The sequence below is a fragment of the Methanosarcina sp. 1.H.A.2.2 genome, from assembly GCF_000979975.1.
Classification (GTDB): Archaea; Halobacteriota; Methanosarcinia; order Methanosarcinales; family Methanosarcinaceae; genus Methanosarcina.
Genome location: NZ_JJQL01000053.1, coordinates 1 through 17444 on the forward strand (window position 1 = coordinate 1; position 17444 = coordinate 17444).

The 17444-nt window shown below is 44.9% G+C and carries 16 protein-coding genes and 1 other RNA gene; 11 read left to right on the forward strand and 6 right to left on the reverse strand.

What is annotated here, in order from left to right; translation table 11 throughout:
• The first annotated feature begins 657 nt into the window (after window positions 1-657).
• The 7 genes from hdrE (at window position 658) to EO93_RS07720 (ending at window position 8678) form a co-directional block, all read left to right on the forward strand.
• Window positions 658-1440, forward strand: coding sequence for a dihydromethanophenazine:CoB--CoM heterodisulfide reductase subunit HdrE (gene hdrE, locus EO93_RS07690; RefSeq protein ID WP_048135685.1), 783 nt, complete (start codon window positions 658-660; stop codon window positions 1438-1440).
• A 2-nt stretch (window positions 1441-1442) separates the two neighbouring features.
• A complete protein-coding gene (gene hdrD / locus EO93_RS07695) occupies window positions 1443-2687 on the forward strand; it encodes a dihydromethanophenazine:CoB--CoM heterodisulfide reductase subunit HdrD (protein ID WP_048161866.1) in 1245 nt (414 codons plus the stop codon).
• A 100-nt stretch (window positions 2688-2787) separates the two neighbouring features.
• Window positions 2788-3423, forward strand: a complete 636-nt coding sequence (locus EO93_RS07700) for a DUF116 domain-containing protein (RefSeq protein ID WP_048135690.1) — start codon at window positions 2788-2790, stop codon at window positions 3421-3423.
• Entirely contained in the window at window positions 3416-4039 is a 624-nt protein-coding gene (locus tag EO93_RS07705) for a DUF116 domain-containing protein (protein ID WP_048161868.1), read from the forward strand. Before EO93_RS07700 ends, EO93_RS07705 begins: the two co-directional genes overlap by 8 nt.
• A gap of 168 nt (window positions 4040-4207) precedes the next feature.
• Complete coding sequence (gene tnpB / locus EO93_RS07710) at window positions 4208-5323, forward strand: IS200/IS605 family element RNA-guided endonuclease TnpB (RefSeq protein ID WP_048161870.1); 1116 nt, start codon at window positions 4208-4210, stop codon at window positions 5321-5323.
• Window positions 5324-5979: 656 nt separating this feature from the next.
• Window positions 5980-6978: an NAD(P)/FAD-dependent oxidoreductase gene (locus tag EO93_RS07715; RefSeq protein ID WP_048161873.1), complete on the forward strand. Its 999-nt coding sequence runs from the start codon at window positions 5980-5982 to the stop codon at window positions 6976-6978.
• A gap of 530 nt (window positions 6979-7508) precedes the next feature.
• Window positions 7509-8678 carry a geranylgeranyl reductase family protein gene (locus EO93_RS07720; RefSeq protein ID WP_048161874.1) on the forward strand — a complete coding sequence of 390 codons (1170 nt, stop codon included), beginning with the start codon at window positions 7509-7511 and terminating at the stop codon, window positions 8676-8678.
• 202 nt (window positions 8679-8880) lie between these two features.
• Here EO93_RS07720 and rnpB read toward each other — a convergent pair.
• An RNA gene (rnpB, locus tag EO93_RS16515) (RNase P RNA component) lies at window positions 8881-9241 on the reverse strand.
• Window positions 9242-9646: 405 nt separating this feature from the next.
• Here rnpB and EO93_RS07725 point away from each other — a divergent pair.
• The 4 genes from EO93_RS07725 (at window position 9647) to EO93_RS07740 (ending at window position 13276) form a co-directional block, all read left to right on the forward strand.
• On the forward strand, window positions 9647-10786 hold the full coding sequence (locus EO93_RS07725; RefSeq protein WP_048161877.1) for a methanogenesis marker 9 domain-containing protein: 1140 nt from the start codon (window positions 9647-9649) through the stop codon (window positions 10784-10786).
• Complete coding sequence (locus EO93_RS07730; RefSeq protein ID WP_048161878.1) at window positions 10773-11819, forward strand: triphosphoribosyl-dephospho-CoA synthase; 1047 nt, start codon at window positions 10773-10775, stop codon at window positions 11817-11819. The genes EO93_RS07725 and EO93_RS07730 overlap by 14 nt, the downstream gene beginning before the upstream one ends.
• The gene (locus EO93_RS07735) at window positions 11816-12445 is read left to right on the forward strand and encodes a DUF447 domain-containing protein (RefSeq protein WP_235283035.1); all 630 of its coding nucleotides are present in this window, start codon (window positions 11816-11818) and stop codon (window positions 12443-12445) included. Before EO93_RS07730 ends, EO93_RS07735 begins: the two co-directional genes overlap by 4 nt.
• A gap of 111 nt (window positions 12446-12556) precedes the next feature.
• Entirely contained in the window at window positions 12557-13276 is a 720-nt protein-coding gene (locus tag EO93_RS07740; RefSeq protein ID WP_048135704.1) for a dihydromethanopterin reductase (acceptor), read from the forward strand.
• On the opposite strand, the gene EO93_RS17355 is transcribed toward EO93_RS07740, so the two are convergent.
• The 5 genes from EO93_RS17355 to EO93_RS07760 form a co-directional block, all read right to left on the reverse strand.
• Window positions 13223-13552, reverse strand: coding sequence for a hypothetical protein (locus EO93_RS17355; protein ID WP_156161261.1), 330 nt, complete (start codon window positions 13550-13552; stop codon window positions 13223-13225). The genes EO93_RS07740 and EO93_RS17355 overlap by 54 nt on opposite strands.
• 256 nt (window positions 13553-13808) lie before the next feature.
• Complete coding sequence (locus tag EO93_RS07745) at window positions 13809-14501, reverse strand: ABC transporter ATP-binding protein (protein ID WP_235284148.1); 693 nt, start codon at window positions 14499-14501, stop codon at window positions 13809-13811.
• Entirely contained in the window at window positions 14492-15457 is a 966-nt protein-coding gene (locus EO93_RS07750; protein ID WP_048161881.1) for an ABC transporter ATP-binding protein, read from the reverse strand. The genes EO93_RS07745 and EO93_RS07750 overlap by 10 nt, the downstream gene beginning before the upstream one ends.
• Window positions 15454-16368 carry an ABC transporter permease gene (locus EO93_RS07755; protein ID WP_082107603.1) on the reverse strand — a complete coding sequence of 305 codons (915 nt, stop codon included), beginning with the start codon at window positions 16366-16368 and terminating at the stop codon, window positions 15454-15456. The genes EO93_RS07750 and EO93_RS07755 overlap by 4 nt, the downstream gene beginning before the upstream one ends.
• Entirely contained in the window at window positions 16365-17312 is a 948-nt protein-coding gene (locus EO93_RS07760) for an ABC transporter permease (RefSeq protein ID WP_048135710.1), read from the reverse strand. Before EO93_RS07760 ends, EO93_RS07755 begins: the two co-directional genes overlap by 4 nt.
• Window positions 17313-17444 lie beyond the last annotated feature (132 nt).

The window sequence follows — 17444 nt, forward strand, 5'->3', positions numbered from 1 at the left end:
GCTGTACTTTTAGTGGGGATAACTGTAAATTACGGCATTAAAGAAAGGAAGGAATTACAAGCTTTCTCTGAGTAACGAAGTAAAGAGGGGGCTATAATTATTAGTTAATCTCAGGAAGACTAATTATTAGTTAATCTCAGGAAGAATGCTGGGTAGTTTTTCTTCAGAGTAAAATGTTCTTTTAAGCATCTTATAGGAATTTTAATCCAGATGTCCCTCTTTCCCAGCTTTTTCCACCCTATCGTTTTCGGCTTTTTCGGAGTCCATTTTATCTTTTTCAGCGATTTCCTGATCTCTCTGAAACCTTATTTTCATTTTCATCAAGGAAAAATTTCAATAAGAATGTTTTATAATTTTTATGTTATAATTCTACCCCAATTTTCCAGTTTCCCTTTTTCTTTCCCCATTAGACTGCTTTAATGCGACCCTATTTTCGCGCCTCTTGCGATCTTTTCGATGTATTGTATGTTAAAGATAACGTTTAAATATAATAGATACAAAGACTAACAGACTATTCAAACCTTATACAGACAGTTGCTACGGTTCTTGCTCTGTCTTTACTGTTATTGATATTCTATAACATCAATGATAATTTTGAAGCAGTATCAGTTTTCAGTTTTTACCCATATATAGGAGGAATAAACTATTAGCAGTGAGATGGCATACTTCTCTGGGCTCTCGGATGCACTCAGACTTACGTTTGTCCAGATAATGATATTCAGCACAATAGCCATTGTGATTTTCTTATACGGTATGATCCTTAACTTCCAGAAATGGGGTGCAGGCGTCACAGGCTATGCTCTTGAGCCTCAGGCAGGAAGCAAGGGAAGTGCGATCAGATTTTTAAAGACCTGGTGGGAACAGGTAGTAGAAGAGTCTCACCACGGACACGGAAAACCGATTCTTGAGGTTCTTATCCTCGACATTATGTTCCAGAGGAGAATTCTCAAGAGAAGCCCGTTGCGCTGGTTCATGCACTTCACGATTGTTGCAGGCTGGATGGCCCTTTTCGCTCTGTCAGGGCTCATGTTTGCAGTGGAAATGATCGAAAAATTCGGAATCGAGCTTCCATTCACCCCCGCCGAATTCAGAGATTTCCTCGCACTCCCGAACTATATTTTCGGGTATGTCCTGCTTATCGGAGTCATGATTGCAGTAGTCAGGAGAATCTTTGTCTCGGATGCAAGGAAAGCTTCCATAATGTATGACTGGGTCCTTCTCGGAGGAGTCTTCTTAGTCACGATTTCCGGTTTTGTTGCCGATGGTATAAGGACCGGATTTATCTGGAGCTTTGGGCTTGACCCCTCAACTGCACCCCCTGCAGCTCTCTTCCACTCCATAATTTCCCTGCTCTTCTGTATCGCATACATCCCGTACAGCAAGTACATACACGTAATCGCCACCCCGCTTGCAATCCTTGCAAACAAGGGAGGAGAATAAAAATGTCAAAAAAAACTCCATCAATTGACACCAAGAACCTTACAGCAGTCCAGCTCATGGAGCTCGACTCCTGCACCCGTTGCGGTGAATGTGTAAAATGGTGTCCAACTTACGCTGCTTCCGGCGAGAAGCCCGGGTTAGCTCCCAGGGACAAGATCCTGCGCTGGAGACAGTTCATGAACAAGTCCTACGGGCTTAAAGCAAAGCTGTTCGGCCCTACGGAAATCCCCCAGTCCGAACTTGAAGAATTCAAAGACGATGTACACGGCTGTACCACCTGTGGTATCTGTGCAACTGTTTGTGAATCAGGTATCAACACTGTGGAACTCTGGGAATCCATGAGGACAAACCTTGTCAAGAAAGGCATCGGTCCCTTCGGAAAGCAGGGCATGTTCCCTAAACTTATCGGGCAGTACCACAACCCTTACCTCCTTGACCAGAAAGACAGGCTTGCCTGGGTCCCCGAAGACGTTAAGATTGCAGACAAAGCAAACATCGTCTACTTCACCGGCTGTACTGCAGGATACAAGCAGCTCGCTCTGGCTTTTGCCACCTCCCGTGTGCTGAATAAGCTGGGCATCGAGTTCGCCATGCTCGGGGAAGAAGAATGGTGCTGCGGCTCCGCCCTTATCAGGACCGGACAGGTCCATGTCAATGACGTGGCCAGGGAAACTGCAAGGCACAATGTAGAAGCCATAAAGGCAAAGGGTGCCACAAAGGTCCTCTATGCATGTGCAGGCTGCTTCCGTGCCTCCAAGGTCGACTGGCCGAGGCTTCTCGGAGAAGAACTGCCTTTTGAGGTAGTCCATATCACAGAGTTCCTTGCAGACCTGATCAAGAAGGACAAAGTTAAATGGGAAAAATCCATTGACAAGACCATTACATACCACGACCCCTGCCACCTTGGCCGCCACGTAGGCGTCTACGATGCTCCCAGGTTTGTGCTTGAACACATCCCGGGTGTTAAGTTTGTAGAAATGGACAGGGTCAAGGAATTCCAGCGCTGCTGTGGAGCTGGCGGTGGTGTGAAGGCAGGTCTCCCCGATCTTGCCCTCGGTGTTGCCGAATCCCGCGTTAAGGATGCCCTTGAAACCAATGCAGACATCCTCTCAAGCTCATGTCCCTTCTGTAAGAGGAACCTCATGGATGGCCGTGACTCCCTCAAAGCCGACATCGAGGTTGAGGACGTAATTGTACTGGTTGCACAGGCCCTCGGTCTCAGTGTAGAAGAACCCAAAAAGGCTTGAAGGCTGGTTTTTTCCAGCTTTCTTTATTTCTCTTTTTCTTGATCCGGTGTCTTACTTTTTATAGTAAAACTTAAATACCGATACCTACCTCCCCTTGAATATGCATATTCCTTACGAATTTCTCGGAAAAGTATTCGTGTACCTGATGCTCCTTGCTCTTGTAGGTACCGAGCTTGCCCTTCTCATAGGGGTCTACTCGTTCAAAAAACACAGGATCATTTTTCCGAGTTTCGTACTGTTCACACTCTACCTTTTCTATTCTCCTGCAAAATGGATCTGCAGAGTTTTCCGGATAAGGGATACCCTTGTTGACGATATTCTCATTGATGTCCGGAACGCTGTTATGCACGATGATTTCCTGCACACCAAAGGCAAGAAAATTTTGCTTCTTCCGCAGTGCCTGCGTCACCCTAACTGTAAGGCCCGCTGCGACCCGGTCTACGGGTATGAGTGTAAGCGCTGTGGGCTCTGTGACATTTCAAAACTCTACGAAGCTGCTGAAAAGTATGGTTTCAGGGTTTTTGTAGTCCCTGGGGGCAGCTTTGTAAAAAAGATCTTCAAGAAATATAAGCCGGAAGCCTGTCTAGGGGTTGCCTGCTATAATGAACTTGCTGAGAACATGCAGGCTGTTTCGTTTGTCCCCACTCAGGGAGTCCTTCTCCTCAAGGACGGGTGCTTCAATACGGAAGCAAACGTTGAGGAAATAATTCATAAAATGGAGATGTGCGATGTATAACTACATTGGAAAGGCATTGTTTTTTGTCACCATCCTATCCCTTGTCCTTTCAGCCGTAGCCCTGGCTGTCAGCCGCAAGAGCCTCACACAAAATGTCTTGCTGGCAGGGTTTTTTGCAAATGTGCTCGACTTCTTTTATTTGCCTCTGAGACATATTTTTCTCAAGTTTTCCGATACCCGTGTTCTGGACAAATGGATGTCATCTCTGAAAATCAGAGCCCATGCTTCTGCCTTTGCAAAAACAAAAAAAAGGATTATTCTTGCTCCCCACTGCATGCGAGCTCTTGACTGCCCTGCCCATTCTACACAGACTGGGATCCAGTGTAAGTCCTGTGGGAAATGCGTTTTTACTCAGTTAAAGAAAGATGCTGAAAAATACGGGTATAAAGTTTTCATCCTGACTGGCTCTTCATATGTGAAGAACATACTTAAAATGGAAGCCGCCGATGGTATCCTTCTAATTGCCTGTGATTATGAAATCAATAAAGTTATGCGTGCCCTCAAAGGCAAAAAAGTGATTACCTATGGAGTTACTATGGAAAACGATGGCTGTTTCGGGACAGAAGTGAATTACCAGAAGGTGCTTAAAGTGTTTGATGATTTTAAAACTTTATAATACTAAACTATTTTTTTTGAATTGTTTTGTATTATTTTTAAATTTAACTCTAAGGCGGGAAGTCCCCTTCCTCGGAGCGAAGCGACAGGTGGGGGATGAAAGCCGTCAACTTTATTATAGTAAGTTTAACAAAACTTCTATATATCTATAAAACACATAATTTATAGCATGTTAAAAGTCTACAAGTACCGAATCTACCCAGATAAAGACCAAGAAAAGTTCATAAAAGTAAATTTTGGTGCATGTAGATTTGTCTATAATTGGGCTTTAGAGCAGAAAATTAAAACTTATCAGCAAAATAACAAATCAATATCAAGGTTTGATTTACAGCACATTTTAGTTCACGAAGTAAAACCTTCTAACGAATGGTTGAAAGAAGCTAATTCACAGGCTCTACTTGCCTCTTTAGTAAATGTAGAATCAGCATTTACGAAATTTTTTAGAGAAAAATCTGGATTCCCTAACTTCAAATCTAAAAAAAATCCAGTGCAATCTTATCAAATGCCACAACATTATACTGTAGATTTTGAAAGAAATATCATCAAACTTCCTAAGATTGGGGAAGTCGAAGCAGTACTTCATAGAAAGTTTGAAGGTGCTATGAAAACCGCAACCATTTCAAGATCGAGTACAGGGAAATACTTCATATCTATTCTTGTGGATGACGGAGATGAACTTCCTGCTAAACAGAGGATATCAGAATCAAGTACCATAGGAATTGATGTAGGTATCAAAGATTTTGCAATCCTTTCCAATGGGGTAAAAGTTGAGAATCCAAAATACCTGAAAAACTCTCTAAAAAGAATGAAATGTTTGCAGAAAAGAGTGAGTAAGAAGGTTAAAGGTTCTAATAACCGTAACAAAGCAAGACACCATCTTTCAAAAATCCATGAAACTATTAGCAATCAGAGAAACGATTTCCAGCATAAACTTTCTTCTAAACTTATCTGCGAGAACCAAGCAATAGCGTTGGAAACTCTGAATGTTAAAGGTATGATAAAAAATCATTGTCTGGCTCAATCAATTTCTGATGCCGGATGGAGTAGTTTCGTAACCAAACTTGAGTATAAAGCTGAATGGTTAGGAAAGACTATACTAAGGATCGGAAGATTTGAACCTTCCTCTAAAATATGTCATGTTTGTGGTTATCATAATGGTAATCTGACCTTGAAAGATAGAGAATGGATATGCCCCGATTGTAAGACAAAACATGATAGAGACATCAATGCCGCTATCAATATCAAAAAATTCTCTCTTCAAGATCAAAATCTTATAGTTATCTGACACCTACGGAACGTAGGGGATGGGCTTGTGGACTTGCGAACAGTAGTTCGAGGGATGAAGCAAGAAGCCCCTTCCTCGCCATCAGGCAGGGAGGGGTAGTTCACATGTACTCCATTTTGTGGGAGGGGGGTTGAAATTGTTCCCTCAGTTATTTCTATTACCGAAGAACGTGACTACATCATAGTTTACGAATGTTTTTCAAATTTTTCATTACTGAAGAAGAAATCTACTCTGCAGTAAAAGTTGTACCTAACTTCGGTTTTTTAGGCACATATATGCTTTTCCACAAATCTGTGAAGTAAGACGATTTCGGTTTATGTCTTTTACCTTGCATCTAATGTGCTTAAGTTTAAGCGCATGAGTCGGTATCATGCGACATTTTTGCAAAATCGTATCATAAATTATTTGATTAAAATGAATATTCAGCCTAAGTAAAACAATATTTATCGTGTTCTTTATTAAGATCCAATTCGCAAATTTCATGAGCTAATTTTCTTTAACTTTTGGCTATTGATCACGTTTCTCCATCCTTCTTTGAGTAGTGATTAACCTTGTTTATTACGTAAAATCGACATCTTCCAATTAATTTTTGTAGACTGCCTGGTTAAAAAGAAAAGTATAAATATTTGGGAATTCCAGTCACTGCAGGTGTTTATTTGAACGAAGAAATAAATATTATGGGCGGAGGGATAAGCGGCCTTGCATGTGCGATAATTCTTCGGAAAAATGGGTATAGCGTTAATGTTTATGAAAAAAAGAATTATGTTGGTACAAGATTCAATGATGACTGGCAGGGTATTGAGAACTGGTCAGAGAAAATTGATGTCCTGAAACAGATAGAATCATACGGGATTGACCTGTCTTTTGATTACGAGCCGATATCCGAATTAACTATTCATTATTCCGGAAAAATAAAGACAATCAAAGTGAAAAATGGCTGTTATCTGGTTAGAAGAGGGGGCAGTAAAGGTTGCCTGGATACATGTTTACTTGAGCAGGCTGAAGAACTGGGGGTAAACATCCACTTCGCTTCCGTGCCGGAAAAGGAAGTTCCTATAAAAGTAAACGCTACAGGCCCGAAAAATGCAACTGCTTTTGTAAAAGGAATAAAGTTCAAAACGAACTGTGAGAGTGGCTATCATATGGCTTTTGGAAGTGAAATAGCCACAGGATTTTACTCTTACCTGTTGGTCAAAAACGGCCATGGAACAATTGCAACTGTTTTTAACCGCAAACTGGCCCACTGCTCCGATGAGTTCCTCCAGACTACTGTGGAATATTTTTCAGGTTTTCTTGATAAAAGGGAGCTAGCTTCAGGGAAAAAATTCGGTGGCTACGGGCATTTCGAAATAAAGAAACATTTGTATGATGATAATGGGGCAATGCTCATAGGGGAAGCAGGCGGTTTTCAGGACTACTTCTGGGGATTCGGGATGAGGTACGCAATCCAGAGCGCTAATTTTGCTGCAAGAAGCATAACTCGAAGTGAATCCTATAACGATTTGATAAAGAAACATTTGATTAAAAAAATGGAGCATTCGGAAAGAAACAGGTTTATTTTTGAAACTCTGGGCCCTCTGGCTTATCCCTGCGCGTACTATTCACTTGCTGTCAGCAAAAACCCTCTCAAACTTTTGAACATGGTATATAGATGATGAAATCGTAAATCAACCTGATAAAATACCATGAAATAACCCGTAAGAAAGAGTACCGTTGATTGCCCTGTTCCTCAAAGAACCTTACCTTAGAGACTTTCCACGGGTGGTAGGAATCTCAAAGATTTGAGCAGATACGAGTCCCTCTTTCAGGCCGAATTTGAAATTCACCTTAATTATTCGCTTATGTTTTCCAGGATAATACCTCGTTTCCCTAACCAATCATTTAAAATCTTTACTTCAAGTGAAAAAATGGTTGATAAAGATCTTGAAGTTGTGGATTTCAGTATTAATTAAAGGATTATCTTCGCTGGTCCCTTCTGAATTTTAAACTCAGGTAATATAGGGGATTTTCAAAAATAAGCCGGAATTTTTAAAGGCACTTCAGGATTTTATCAGGGACCCCTTCGTTTTCTCTTTTTCCTCTATCTTTTTATTGTTCGAGCATCAATCTACTTTATGGGGTAAACAATTCATTTGAGGCTGTATGTTCATGGCCTGTCTCTTATCAATAAGCTGGGGTCTTGAGTATGTATGATCTGATTATAGTGGGCGGAGGGCCTTCGGGAGCTTCTGCCGGAAGGGTAGCTGGAAGAGCAGGAATCTCAACCCTCTTGCTTGAAAAAGAAAATTTCCCGAGGTATAAGCCCTGCGGAGGGGCTCTATCCCCTTATGCATTATCCTGCCTGGATTTCAAACTCCCTGAGTCCGTAGTCGAGAGGGATATTTCAAAGATAAGGATTCATTTCAGGGAGCACTGTACTGAAAGGCAAAGTAGTTCCAGGTTAGCTTTGCTGGTCTCCAGAAATGTCTTTGACAATTTCCTGCTTGATAAAGCCAGGGAGACTGGAATTGAGGTCCACTTCGGGGAAAAGGTGCTGGACTGCGAGGAAAGAGAAGAATACGTTGAGGTTAAGACTTTGCAGAACACTTACCTTGCCAAGTTTGTCCTTATTGCGGAAGGCTCCGGAGGCATGCTTAAGTATAAAGTAAGGCCGCAGAGAGACCGGAGAACAGAATATGGGCTTGCCCTTGTTTCGGAAGTTCCTGAAGATGACGAGGTGATAAGGAATCGGTTTCCCGGTGTAATAGACATTCATTTCGGGACTGCACCCGGGGGGTACGGCTGGATTTTCCCTCACGCAGGGTACTATTCCGTGGGGGTCACGGGCACAGCTGAATATCTGAAGCATCCGAAGAAGGTAATGCAGGATTTTTTGCGGGCAAACGGTTTTTCAGGAGAATTGCAGGTCAGTTCCCATATTATCCCGGTAGGAGGGATAAAACGAAAAACCATAGGTTCAAGGGTCCTTCTGAGCGGGGATGCCGCAGGTTTCGTGGACGCTTTCATAGGGGAAGGTATTGCATATGCCATCCGGTCAGGGCAGCTTGCGGCGGAGAACGTAGCTGATCTTGTGCTTTATGACCGGAAATTGAGCGCCCTTAAAGAGTATGAATCCAGGTGCAGGCAGGAGTTTGGAAACTTCCTTGGCAGTTCCCTTAAACTGGAAAAGGTTATGCACCGTTTTCCCGAGACCTCTTTCAAACTTGTTCTCAGCAGGAAGGAAATATTGGATAAATATCTGGATGAAGTTGTATTCAGTAGAAGCCACAAAGACTATGTCAGGTGGTTATTGCTCAATTTCAGTCTGGCTGAGTCCTCCTCCAAAATTAAGTCCACAACTGAACGAAATCGGTAAGGGTTTCTGTAAAGCAAGAGCTAACAAATAAGAGTAGGGATTAATGGAAAAAAAGTGGGGTGTAATAGATAAGGGCAATGAAAGAACAGCTTCGGGGTCCTAAGAGCAGGTAAAAGAAACTGATCGAAAGTACGAAACCAAAAGAAAACAAAGAACTTCTGAGCAAAGATTGAAAATAAACCTGAAGATAATCATTGTATGCGAGTGAGGCGTGTAAGCTCCCTTCTGTTCATGCAAAAATTCCTGCCACCTCATCAGTGGAAGAAATGATCCCTGAGGACTCTTGCATCGACGGCATTCGGCTAAGCGTTACCAAAACCAATCGGGCGATTCCGAACTGCTCGTTATTCCCGATTTCCAACTTGCACCCACGAGGATTCGCCGTTTCATCCACTCTCCCTGCGACCTCAGCTTATGGCATCATCGCATTTGCAGGGGATGGTTATCGTTTCTGTGCCAGGGCCCGGGCTCTCGCCCGACATCCTTTACAGATGTTCGTGTGTCCGGAACGGTGGGGAGACTTTCCTCAGACCAGAAGGTCCGGCAGCCGCCCAGCCTCTCTCGCATATTGCTGATTAACTTGCCCTATATATTTTTCGATGGTATATATATTTATGGGATGATATTTCTGCAAAAGGAGACTGATTAAAGAGGACTCCTGAGTAAAATTGTCTTCAGCGACCTCTGGCTGATTTTCCGGGATGATTTTTCTGGCTGATTTTAATTCTTTCCCGGTTCTGGATGAACGGGTGCATTCTTTCCGTGTACTCCATATATCGTTTGCGTGTTAGGGATATGCCCAAATATTAATATATATGTATTGTAATCGAGAAAATGAAATGGATTTTCCATTTCCTAAATCTCTTAAAAAATATTCAATTCAGATTAAAAAGATTCGTTAGCTTAATATGTGACTATAACTATCATTTTTGTGTTCAGTTTACAGTCTTATTTTTTAGAGGTAAAACATGAGTAATTGTCTATTTGATTTGCATATTGGATATGTCCGTTTTAGAAATCCCATTGCACTGGCGCCAATGGCAGGAATTGTCGACAGCGCTTTTGCCAACCAGTATGCAGGTGATGCCGGGCTGGTAGTGCTTGGAGCCTTCAATCTTGATGAAGGATCTATTGCAGTTGCATCAGAGCTCGTAGCCAGAGGTAGAAAAGAGTTCATCTCCGATGAACCTCTGGAGCTTATAAAAAAGGAAATCCGGGCAGTAAACTCGGGCAGTGCTGTTGCAGTAAACGTCAGAAGCACCACCCTTGAGCCTTTAATTGAAGCTGCTAAAATTGTAAAGGAAGAAGGGGCAATCCTTGAGTTAAACGCCCACTGCAAGCAGCCTGAAATGCTTGAGGCAGGCATCGGAGAAGCCCTTTTGCATGACCTCCCAAGGCTTTCTGCCTGGATAAAGGCAATAAAGGAAACCGGAGTCGTGCTTTCCGTAAAGGTACGGGCAAATGTGGTGAATGATGTCAAACTTGCCAGGCTTATTGATAAGGCTGGGGCTGATATCATCCATGTAGATTCCATGCTCGAAAAGTTTGGAGCCGACCTTGATGCGATCACAAGTTACAGGGATGCTACAAGGCTCTTCCTTATAGGCAACAACTCGGTTACTGACTTTGCAACGGCAAAGGACATGTTTTCCCGAGGAGCTGACATGGTATCTGTTGCGAGAGGCGCCATGGAAAACCCCGAACTGGTCAAGGAACTTGTAGAGAGTGTAAGTTCTTACCAGCAGTCAATAGGCTGGTATAATGCTCCCAAACACGTTTGCAGTGAAGGGGACTTCAGGGCACTGGCTTTCTGCTGTCTTCCGGTAAAACCCTGCCCTGTGCATGCGAAATTCCGAAAACTGGGATACACTGCCGAAGAGTTCGCCCGGACAAAAATGGAATTTGCCAGAGGCACAATGCTCGAATACGGGGAGGATACCTGTTTCGGCAGCCTTGTCTGGTGCTGTAAGATTACAAAGCCCTGCTGGATCAGGAACGGTGTACTGAATACACTTAACCTCTCTGATGCGGAGTACATGAAACTTAAGGAGCAGCTGGCAAAACACGTCCTTGATCATGCCAGGATTCCGGTAAATGAATCCCAATAACACTGCTTTCTCCTGTCATATCCCTGAATTGGTGGAGGATTCCCGAACCTCAAGCCTGATTGCACGCCGTGCACAGCTTGCTATGTTGCTTGAGGTCTCAGCCTCTCCAAAACCAGGGAACGTTGATAGGGAACATAATTATCCTGATACGTGTTTTGAGCATTTTGTAGCTTCTTCAGTTGCCGTCTATCCTGTCTTTGAGCTTGCTGCAAGGAGTAAAGACAGTATAGGGGCACTTCTCAGGGGTGCGGTTTGCGAAAGCTCTGCCTGGCAGCAGGGAGGAAATACACATTTTGGCGCTTTTTTACTCCTGATTCCGCTGGCAATGGCTGCAGGTGAAATCTCCAGAGAACCCCCCCACTCCGGGGAAGCAGGTTTCCGGCTTGAAGCCGGGGAATTTGAGAGTCTTGCTGCCCGTGCCCATGCTTTTATCCGTGCAACGAACTGCGAAGACGCTGTTGATTTCTATGGGGCTTTCGGGCATGCAGGAGTCAGGGTAAATAGTGTGGAAGAATTCGATCTTGAAGACTCTGAATCAACTGCCGATCTCAGGAAACAGAATATTACCCTTTACGATCTTATGGAAATTGCCAGAGGGTATGACCTGATCGCAAATGAGTGGACCTCAGGTTTCGGGCGCTGCCTTGAGGGAGCAAAAAGTATTCTTGAGTTCATGCAGGCACGAAACTGCGGGGCAGAAGCTTTAACCGGAGGCTCAGTTTCCAGCTGTTCGGGCACAGGAATCAACGAGGCTGTAGTGTATACTTTCCTGAAACTGCTTTCCAGGCACAGGGATACCTTCATCCAGACCAAATTCGATATTGAAACTGCAGATTATGTTTCTTCCAGAGCAGGTGAGATCCTTTCAAGCTGGGAAACTTCAGGGAAAACAGCCAGGGACTTTGCATCCATCCTTCCTGCAGTACAGGAGTTTGATTCCGAGCTTCTGAAAAAAAGGATCAATCCGGGCTCTACGGCAGATATCATTATTGCAGGGCTTTTTATTGCCCTTCTTGGAGGACTACGTTTTTGAAAAAATATGATGAATCCGGAGATATCTGTAAACCAGATATCGACCTCTCTGAATACGGGATTCTGGAAGGTATCTCTGAGACAATCGTAAGTACGGGGCTTGATAACCCCAATGCGGCTCCTATCGGGATTATCAGGAAAAACCAGAAGACTTTTGTCCGCATTTTCAAAGGCAGCCATACAGGGGAAAACCTGGTCCGGGAAGGGGTTCTCGTAGCAAACGTGGTATATGACCCTCTGCTCCTCGTACGTTCCACCTTCTTCGACATTGAATCTTCCGAATTTGATTTTGTGGACATTGGCGGGAAAAAGTTTCCTGTCCTGAAATCGGCCATTTCCTGGGTAGCTTTCAGGTGCACCAACCTCAAAGATACGGAACAGACTGTGATATCCGACCTTCTCCCACTTGGGGCGGGCTTTTTTGAGGCGAACAGGAGAGCGATCCCGACCCCTAACCGCGGCTTCAATGCCGTGCTTGAGGCTACAGTTCATGCAACCCGCTATCAGCTTTCGGGGGATGAAAAATACCTTGAATGGATCCGACACTATGAGACCCTTGCTTCCAAATGCGGGGGAGATAGTGAAAAGAAAGCTATGAAACTGCTTTATGAAGTTCTGGGGATTTGAATTTCTCTCTAACTCCATACCCTTTTCTGATTCTTTCTGGTTTCAGTTCCCTATTCTAAGTCACGCTTTCTTTAGAAAATTATATTATCCTCTATGGCATGACTTCTGTTCATGAATTTTCAGAGAATCGCATGGGGAATTACCGGAGCCGGACATTTCCTGGACCGCAGCTACCAGGTATTTAAGGAACTCAAACAAAGAGACCACGAGCTTTCCGTAAACACGTATATTTCCAGGGCAGCTGAAGAGGTGCTCCGGATGTACGGGCTTGAGCAGAAGCTTGTGAAAATCTCGGGAGGAGACTACCTTGAAGAGATTTTCCGGGAAAGCGAGCAGGGTTCAAGTTCTCCCAAAGTCGGGCGCTTTCTCCTTGACAGGTACGATGCCCTCTTCGTTACGCCTGCAACCTCAAATACAGTCTCGAAAATCGCCTATGGGATTGCCGATTCCCTTGTAACCAATGCCGTTGCCCAGGCTGTTAAGGGAAGGGTCCCGGTCTATATCGTGCCAGTGGACATTGAAGGCTCGATCGTATCGGAAATGCCCTACAACATTGACAGAAAACAGTGCCGGCACTGTGAGGACTGCCCCCCGAGGGAAAACTGCCCCCACGAAGCAATAACTGAGAAAAACGGTGTCACAGACCAGATAGAACTCCTGAAATGCAAAGGCTGCGGGATCTGCAAGGAATTGTGCCCTTATAATGCCATCAAGGGCGGGCCTGTTGAAGTCCTGGTCAGGGATGTGGACATGCGCAATGTTGAGATTGTAAAAGAGCTACAGGGAATCACTGTACTTGAAAGCCCGGAAGCCATTCTGGATCTTTTCTAAGTTTTTCATTTTTCCGGCCAAAAAACGTTCAGGCAATGAAAAATTTGAAAAAAATAAAAAAGGAAATGGATTATCTGGATAATCCATTTTTCCGTGGAAATTGTGGAGATTTCCTTTGGCAAAAGATTTTAAAATCAACTTAAATTGTTTTGTTATTGGTTTGTATTCCTTGCCTATATATAAATATTTTGCTAACGCTGTTATTTTGGAGGGTCTGCCGCCCTTCTTTTTTTCTTTATATTCAGTGGTTGCCCGGGGTTCCATTTCCGGCTCCAATATTCTTTATGTTTGTCAATTTCTCTTGCCAAGTTTTCTCCCTTTCTATTTCCAATCTTACTTCTTGGTGCAAATTCAAACCGGCCTTTACTTTTCCGTATTCACTTTTTTTGGTTCATCGTCAGTCTCTATGGATAAGATGATTTTCAATTCAAGACCACGTTGGTTTTTGTGAGGACATCCATACAAAACAACGAAGAGCTCTTTTTTATTCACTTTTCCTTATAATCTGCCTGTTTCGGGATCGGTCCCTGTATCACACTTCAATCAAGCCCAGCTGCCCGTTTTCAAGCTCTCCGCAGCTATCGGACATAAAACGGATCACAGCCTCATCATGGGAGATAAGGAGGTAACCTATTCCCTGCTCGGCCTGCACTTTTTTCAGCAGGTGGAGGACCTGGGCCTGGACCGAGACATCAAGAGCAGAGGTCGGTTCGTCAAGGATAATGTATTCCGGATCGAGCAGGAGAATCCGGCCCAGGGCAAGACGCTGGAGCTGGCCGCCTGAGAGCTGGGAAGGGTAGCGGAAAAGCACTTCTTCCGGGAGGCCTGTGGTCTTTAACATTTCTTTTGTACATCGGATACGCTCGGTTCCGGAGATCTCGAGCAGTTTCAGGACTTCGAAAATCGAATGCTCGATTCGCTTCCTGGGGTTAAAGGCATCTGTCGGGTCCTGGAACATCATCTGGACCCTTCGTCGGAAAGTTGAGTATTCGGCTTTTTTCATTCTGGAAAGTGGATTCCCGTTAAAAAGGACTGCGCCATCTGTGGGGCCCTCAAGTCCTGCAATTATTCTTCCGAGTGTGCTTTTCCCTTCTCCCGAGGGGCCCATCAGCCCGAAGGTTTTCCCGGTTTCAAGTTCAAAAGACACGTCCCGGAAAATGTATTTTCCCTTTCCCAGCAGGCCGGACCCGTACGCCCTGGAGAGGTTTTCGGCTTTCAGAGACACAAAAAACACCTCACAGCCCTTCCATTGCTTTCCTTGAGGTAGGGACGCTCCTGCATGCATCTTTTTTCTTTAACAGGACATCTCGGATGGAACCTGCAGCCTTCAGGCGGGCTGCTGAGGGGCGGGGATGAACCGGGTATGGGCACAAATCCCCTTTCAGGTAAGCTATTCAGGAGCCCCCTGGTGTAGGGATGTAGTGGTCTTTCAAAAAGATTCGAGGGGTCGGAAATCTCAACGATTTCTCCGGCATACATTACGGCAACCCTATCTGCAAGCCGCCGCACGAAGCCGAGGTCGTGGCTTATGAGAAGCAGGGAGGTTTCACTCTTTTCTTTCAGTCCTTCAAGTTCGTTTTCCAGTTCAGCTACGCGGTTCCTGTCGAGCCCCTTACTGGGTTCGTCTGCTATAAGGAGGACTGGGTTAAGCATTGTCGAAGCTGCAATCAAAAAGCGCTGGTTCATCCCTCCGGAACACCAGGAGGGGTAGTATCTCATGTATTCATGGGGATTTGAAAAACCCACTCGCTTAAGGGCTCCTGCAACTTTTGAGAGGCTGGTATTCTCCTTTTTTTTCTGTCCGTGAATTCGGAGGGGTTCTGCAAGCTGGTGCCCTATGGAATATACAGGATTTAAAGCAAGAGAAGGGTTCTGGAAAATTATGGAGATTTCTTTTCCCCTGAGCTTTGTCATCTCTTTTTCGCTCAGTTCGAGGAGGTTTTTGCCTCCGAATTCTATTGTCCCTTTAACTCTGGATTCCAGGGGGAGCAGACGCATAATCGCATGTGCAACAACGGATTTCCCACAGCCCGTTTCCCCTACGAGGGCCAGGGTTTCTTTTTCCCTGATAGAAAATGAAACGCCGAAAACAGCGGTCACGTTTTCTTTTTCTTTTCCTTTTTCTTTTTCATTTTCCTGAAAAGAAACGTTCAGGTCTTTTACTTCCAGAAGGGTTTTCATTCCGTATCCACTCCTCTTTTTCCGTTTTCTTTCCCTCCTTCGAACCCGAACCCTATCAGTGCAATGGACATTACACAGAGCGTGATGCAGATCCCAGGGGGCAGGTACCACCACCACATGTCCCTTATAAAACCGCCCCGGGAAAAGGCAAAGGAAAGCATGATCCCCCAGCTTTTCATGCTTATGTCCCCGAGTCCCAGGAAGGAGAGCGAGGCCTCGGAAATCATCGCCGAAGCCGTTGCCAGCATGAACTTGGGCAGCAGGATGTGGATGAGGTTCGGGAAGATGTCTGAGGCCATGATGTGAAAAGAGGAAAATCCCATGCATCGGGCACTTTTGACATAACCTGCTTCCCTTATCTGCAGGGTTTTTGAGCGTACAACCCTTGCAATGGACTCCCAGGAAAGAAGCCCCAGGACAAGGATAAGGGTCCAGATGCTCGGGTGCAGGAAAGCACCTATGATTATGATCAGGGGGATCTTCGGAATTGTCAGGACAACGTCGGTAAAACCCATAAGCAGCTCGTCCGGCATCCCCCTGAAGTAACCTGAACAAAGCCCTATCATGAGGCCTATTAAGGTTGAGATGGAAGCCGAGGCAAAGCCCACCATCATCGAGATTCTGGCCCCGTAAATCAGCTCCGAGAGTATGTCATTTCCTATGTCGTTTGTCCCAAGGAGGTGGGCAGTCGATGGGGATTCATAAGAAATGAAACGCTCAGTCGGGGAGTAAGGAGCAAAAAGGGAGGGAAACAGGGCAAGGATAAGGAAAAAGGCGAAGAGAAAAAGTCCTCCCCGGTTGAATTTTTTTAAGGTTCTTCCATATTTCCGAATATCGAGGTTTAAATGATGGGCTATAATATCTTTCCACTGCCGGACACTTTCCTGTATGTACACTTCCTTTTGCATCATGTCGGCCTCCTGACTCTTGGGTCAGCAACTGCATACAGCAGGTCTGCGAGCATGTTCGCAAGCAAAACCGCAAGGGCTATTACCAGAAAAGATCCCTGGAGGACTGGGTAATCTTTTCCTATTATTGCATCATAAATAAGGGTCCCCATGCCGTTTAAGGAAAACACTATCTCTGTAAAAAGGGCTCCGCTGAAGAGAAATCCAAAATCAAGGGCCAGCAGGGTAATGATGGGAAGGGAGGCATTCTTTATGACGTGCCTGAAAAGAATGGATATATCGTAAAGGCCCTTTGCCCGGGCATAGAGGGCGTAAAGCTGTCCTTTTTCCTGTATGACACTCCCCCGCATTATCAGGAAGTTCCTGGAGGCGGAAAAGAGGGCCATCACAGTTACCGGTAAAAACATGTGGTACATGACACTTCCAGGGGTCGGGACATCATAAAATCCCTTGAAAGGAAAAAGCCCCAGTTCAAAGGCAAAGATATCCAGGCAAAGCAGGGCAAGGAAATAGGGAGGTGTGCAGGAGAGTGCAATAAACCCGCAGCATACGAGGCGGTTTACCTTTGTTTCAGGTTTCCAGCCCGCGTATGCCCCGAGCAGCGTCCCCAGAACTGCTCCCAGAAGTACGGAAATCCCCACAAAAAGGAGGGTCCAGCCAATCCTCTCCCTCAAAACCTCAGCCACGGGGCTGTGAAGATGATATGAGTAACCCAGGTCAAACCGGAGGAGGTCTCCGATGTAAGCTGTAAACTGCTCGTAAAGCGGCCTGTTCAGCCCCATCTCGGCCCTCAGCTCTTCCATTACGGCCTCCGAAACGTAGACGTCCTCCCCTATGAGATTCTTTACGGGATCCCCTGGCATAAGCCTCGGGAACGCAAAGTTGAGGGTAACTATGAGGAAAAAGGAAGCCGCATACCTGAGCGTTTTTTTAACCATTTCACTCATTGTATCACCTTGCCGTTTTCATATCGGTTTGTCGTTTTCAACCGCCTGAGCAGGATTCCCCCCTCAGAAGCTCCGGTTTACCGGATCTAACAGGGAGGAGTAGCTGACAGTATTGTCATCCGGAAGCTGCCT

Excerpts from the sequence above, each read along its gene's own strand:
- hdrE (WP_048135685.1), top strand. The coding sequence starts at position 658 with ATGGCATACTTCTCTGGGCTCTCGGATGCACTCAGACTTACGTTTGTC.
- hdrD (WP_048161866.1), top strand. The coding sequence starts at position 1,443 with ATGTCAAAAAAAACTCCATCAATTGACACCAAGAACCTTACAGCAGTC.
- EO93_RS07700 (WP_048135690.1), top strand. The coding sequence starts at position 2,788 with ATGCATATTCCTTACGAATTTCTCGGAAAAGTATTCGTGTACCTGATG.
- EO93_RS07705 (WP_048161868.1), top strand. The coding sequence starts at position 3,416 with ATGTATAACTACATTGGAAAGGCATTGTTTTTTGTCACCATCCTATCC.
- tnpB (WP_048161870.1), top strand. The coding sequence starts at position 4,208 with ATGTTAAAAGTCTACAAGTACCGAATCTACCCAGATAAAGACCAAGAA.
- EO93_RS07720 (WP_048161874.1), top strand. The coding sequence starts at position 7,509 with ATGTATGATCTGATTATAGTGGGCGGAGGGCCTTCGGGAGCTTCTGCC.
- EO93_RS07725 (WP_048161877.1), top strand. The coding sequence starts at position 9,647 with ATGAGTAATTGTCTATTTGATTTGCATATTGGATATGTCCGTTTTAGA.
- EO93_RS07730 (WP_048161878.1), top strand. The coding sequence starts at position 10,773 with ATGAATCCCAATAACACTGCTTTCTCCTGTCATATCCCTGAATTGGTG.
- EO93_RS07740 (WP_048135704.1), top strand. The coding sequence starts at position 12,557 with ATGAATTTTCAGAGAATCGCATGGGGAATTACCGGAGCCGGACATTTC.
- EO93_RS07750 (WP_048161881.1), bottom strand. The coding sequence starts at position 15,457 with ATGAAAACCCTTCTGGAAGTAAAAGACCTGAACGTTTCTTTTCAGGAA.
- EO93_RS07755 (WP_082107603.1), bottom strand. The coding sequence starts at position 16,368 with ATGATGCAAAAGGAAGTGTACATACAGGAAAGTGTCCGGCAGTGGAAA.
- EO93_RS07760 (WP_048135710.1), bottom strand. The coding sequence starts at position 17,312 with ATGAGTGAAATGGTTAAAAAAACGCTCAGGTATGCGGCTTCCTTTTTC.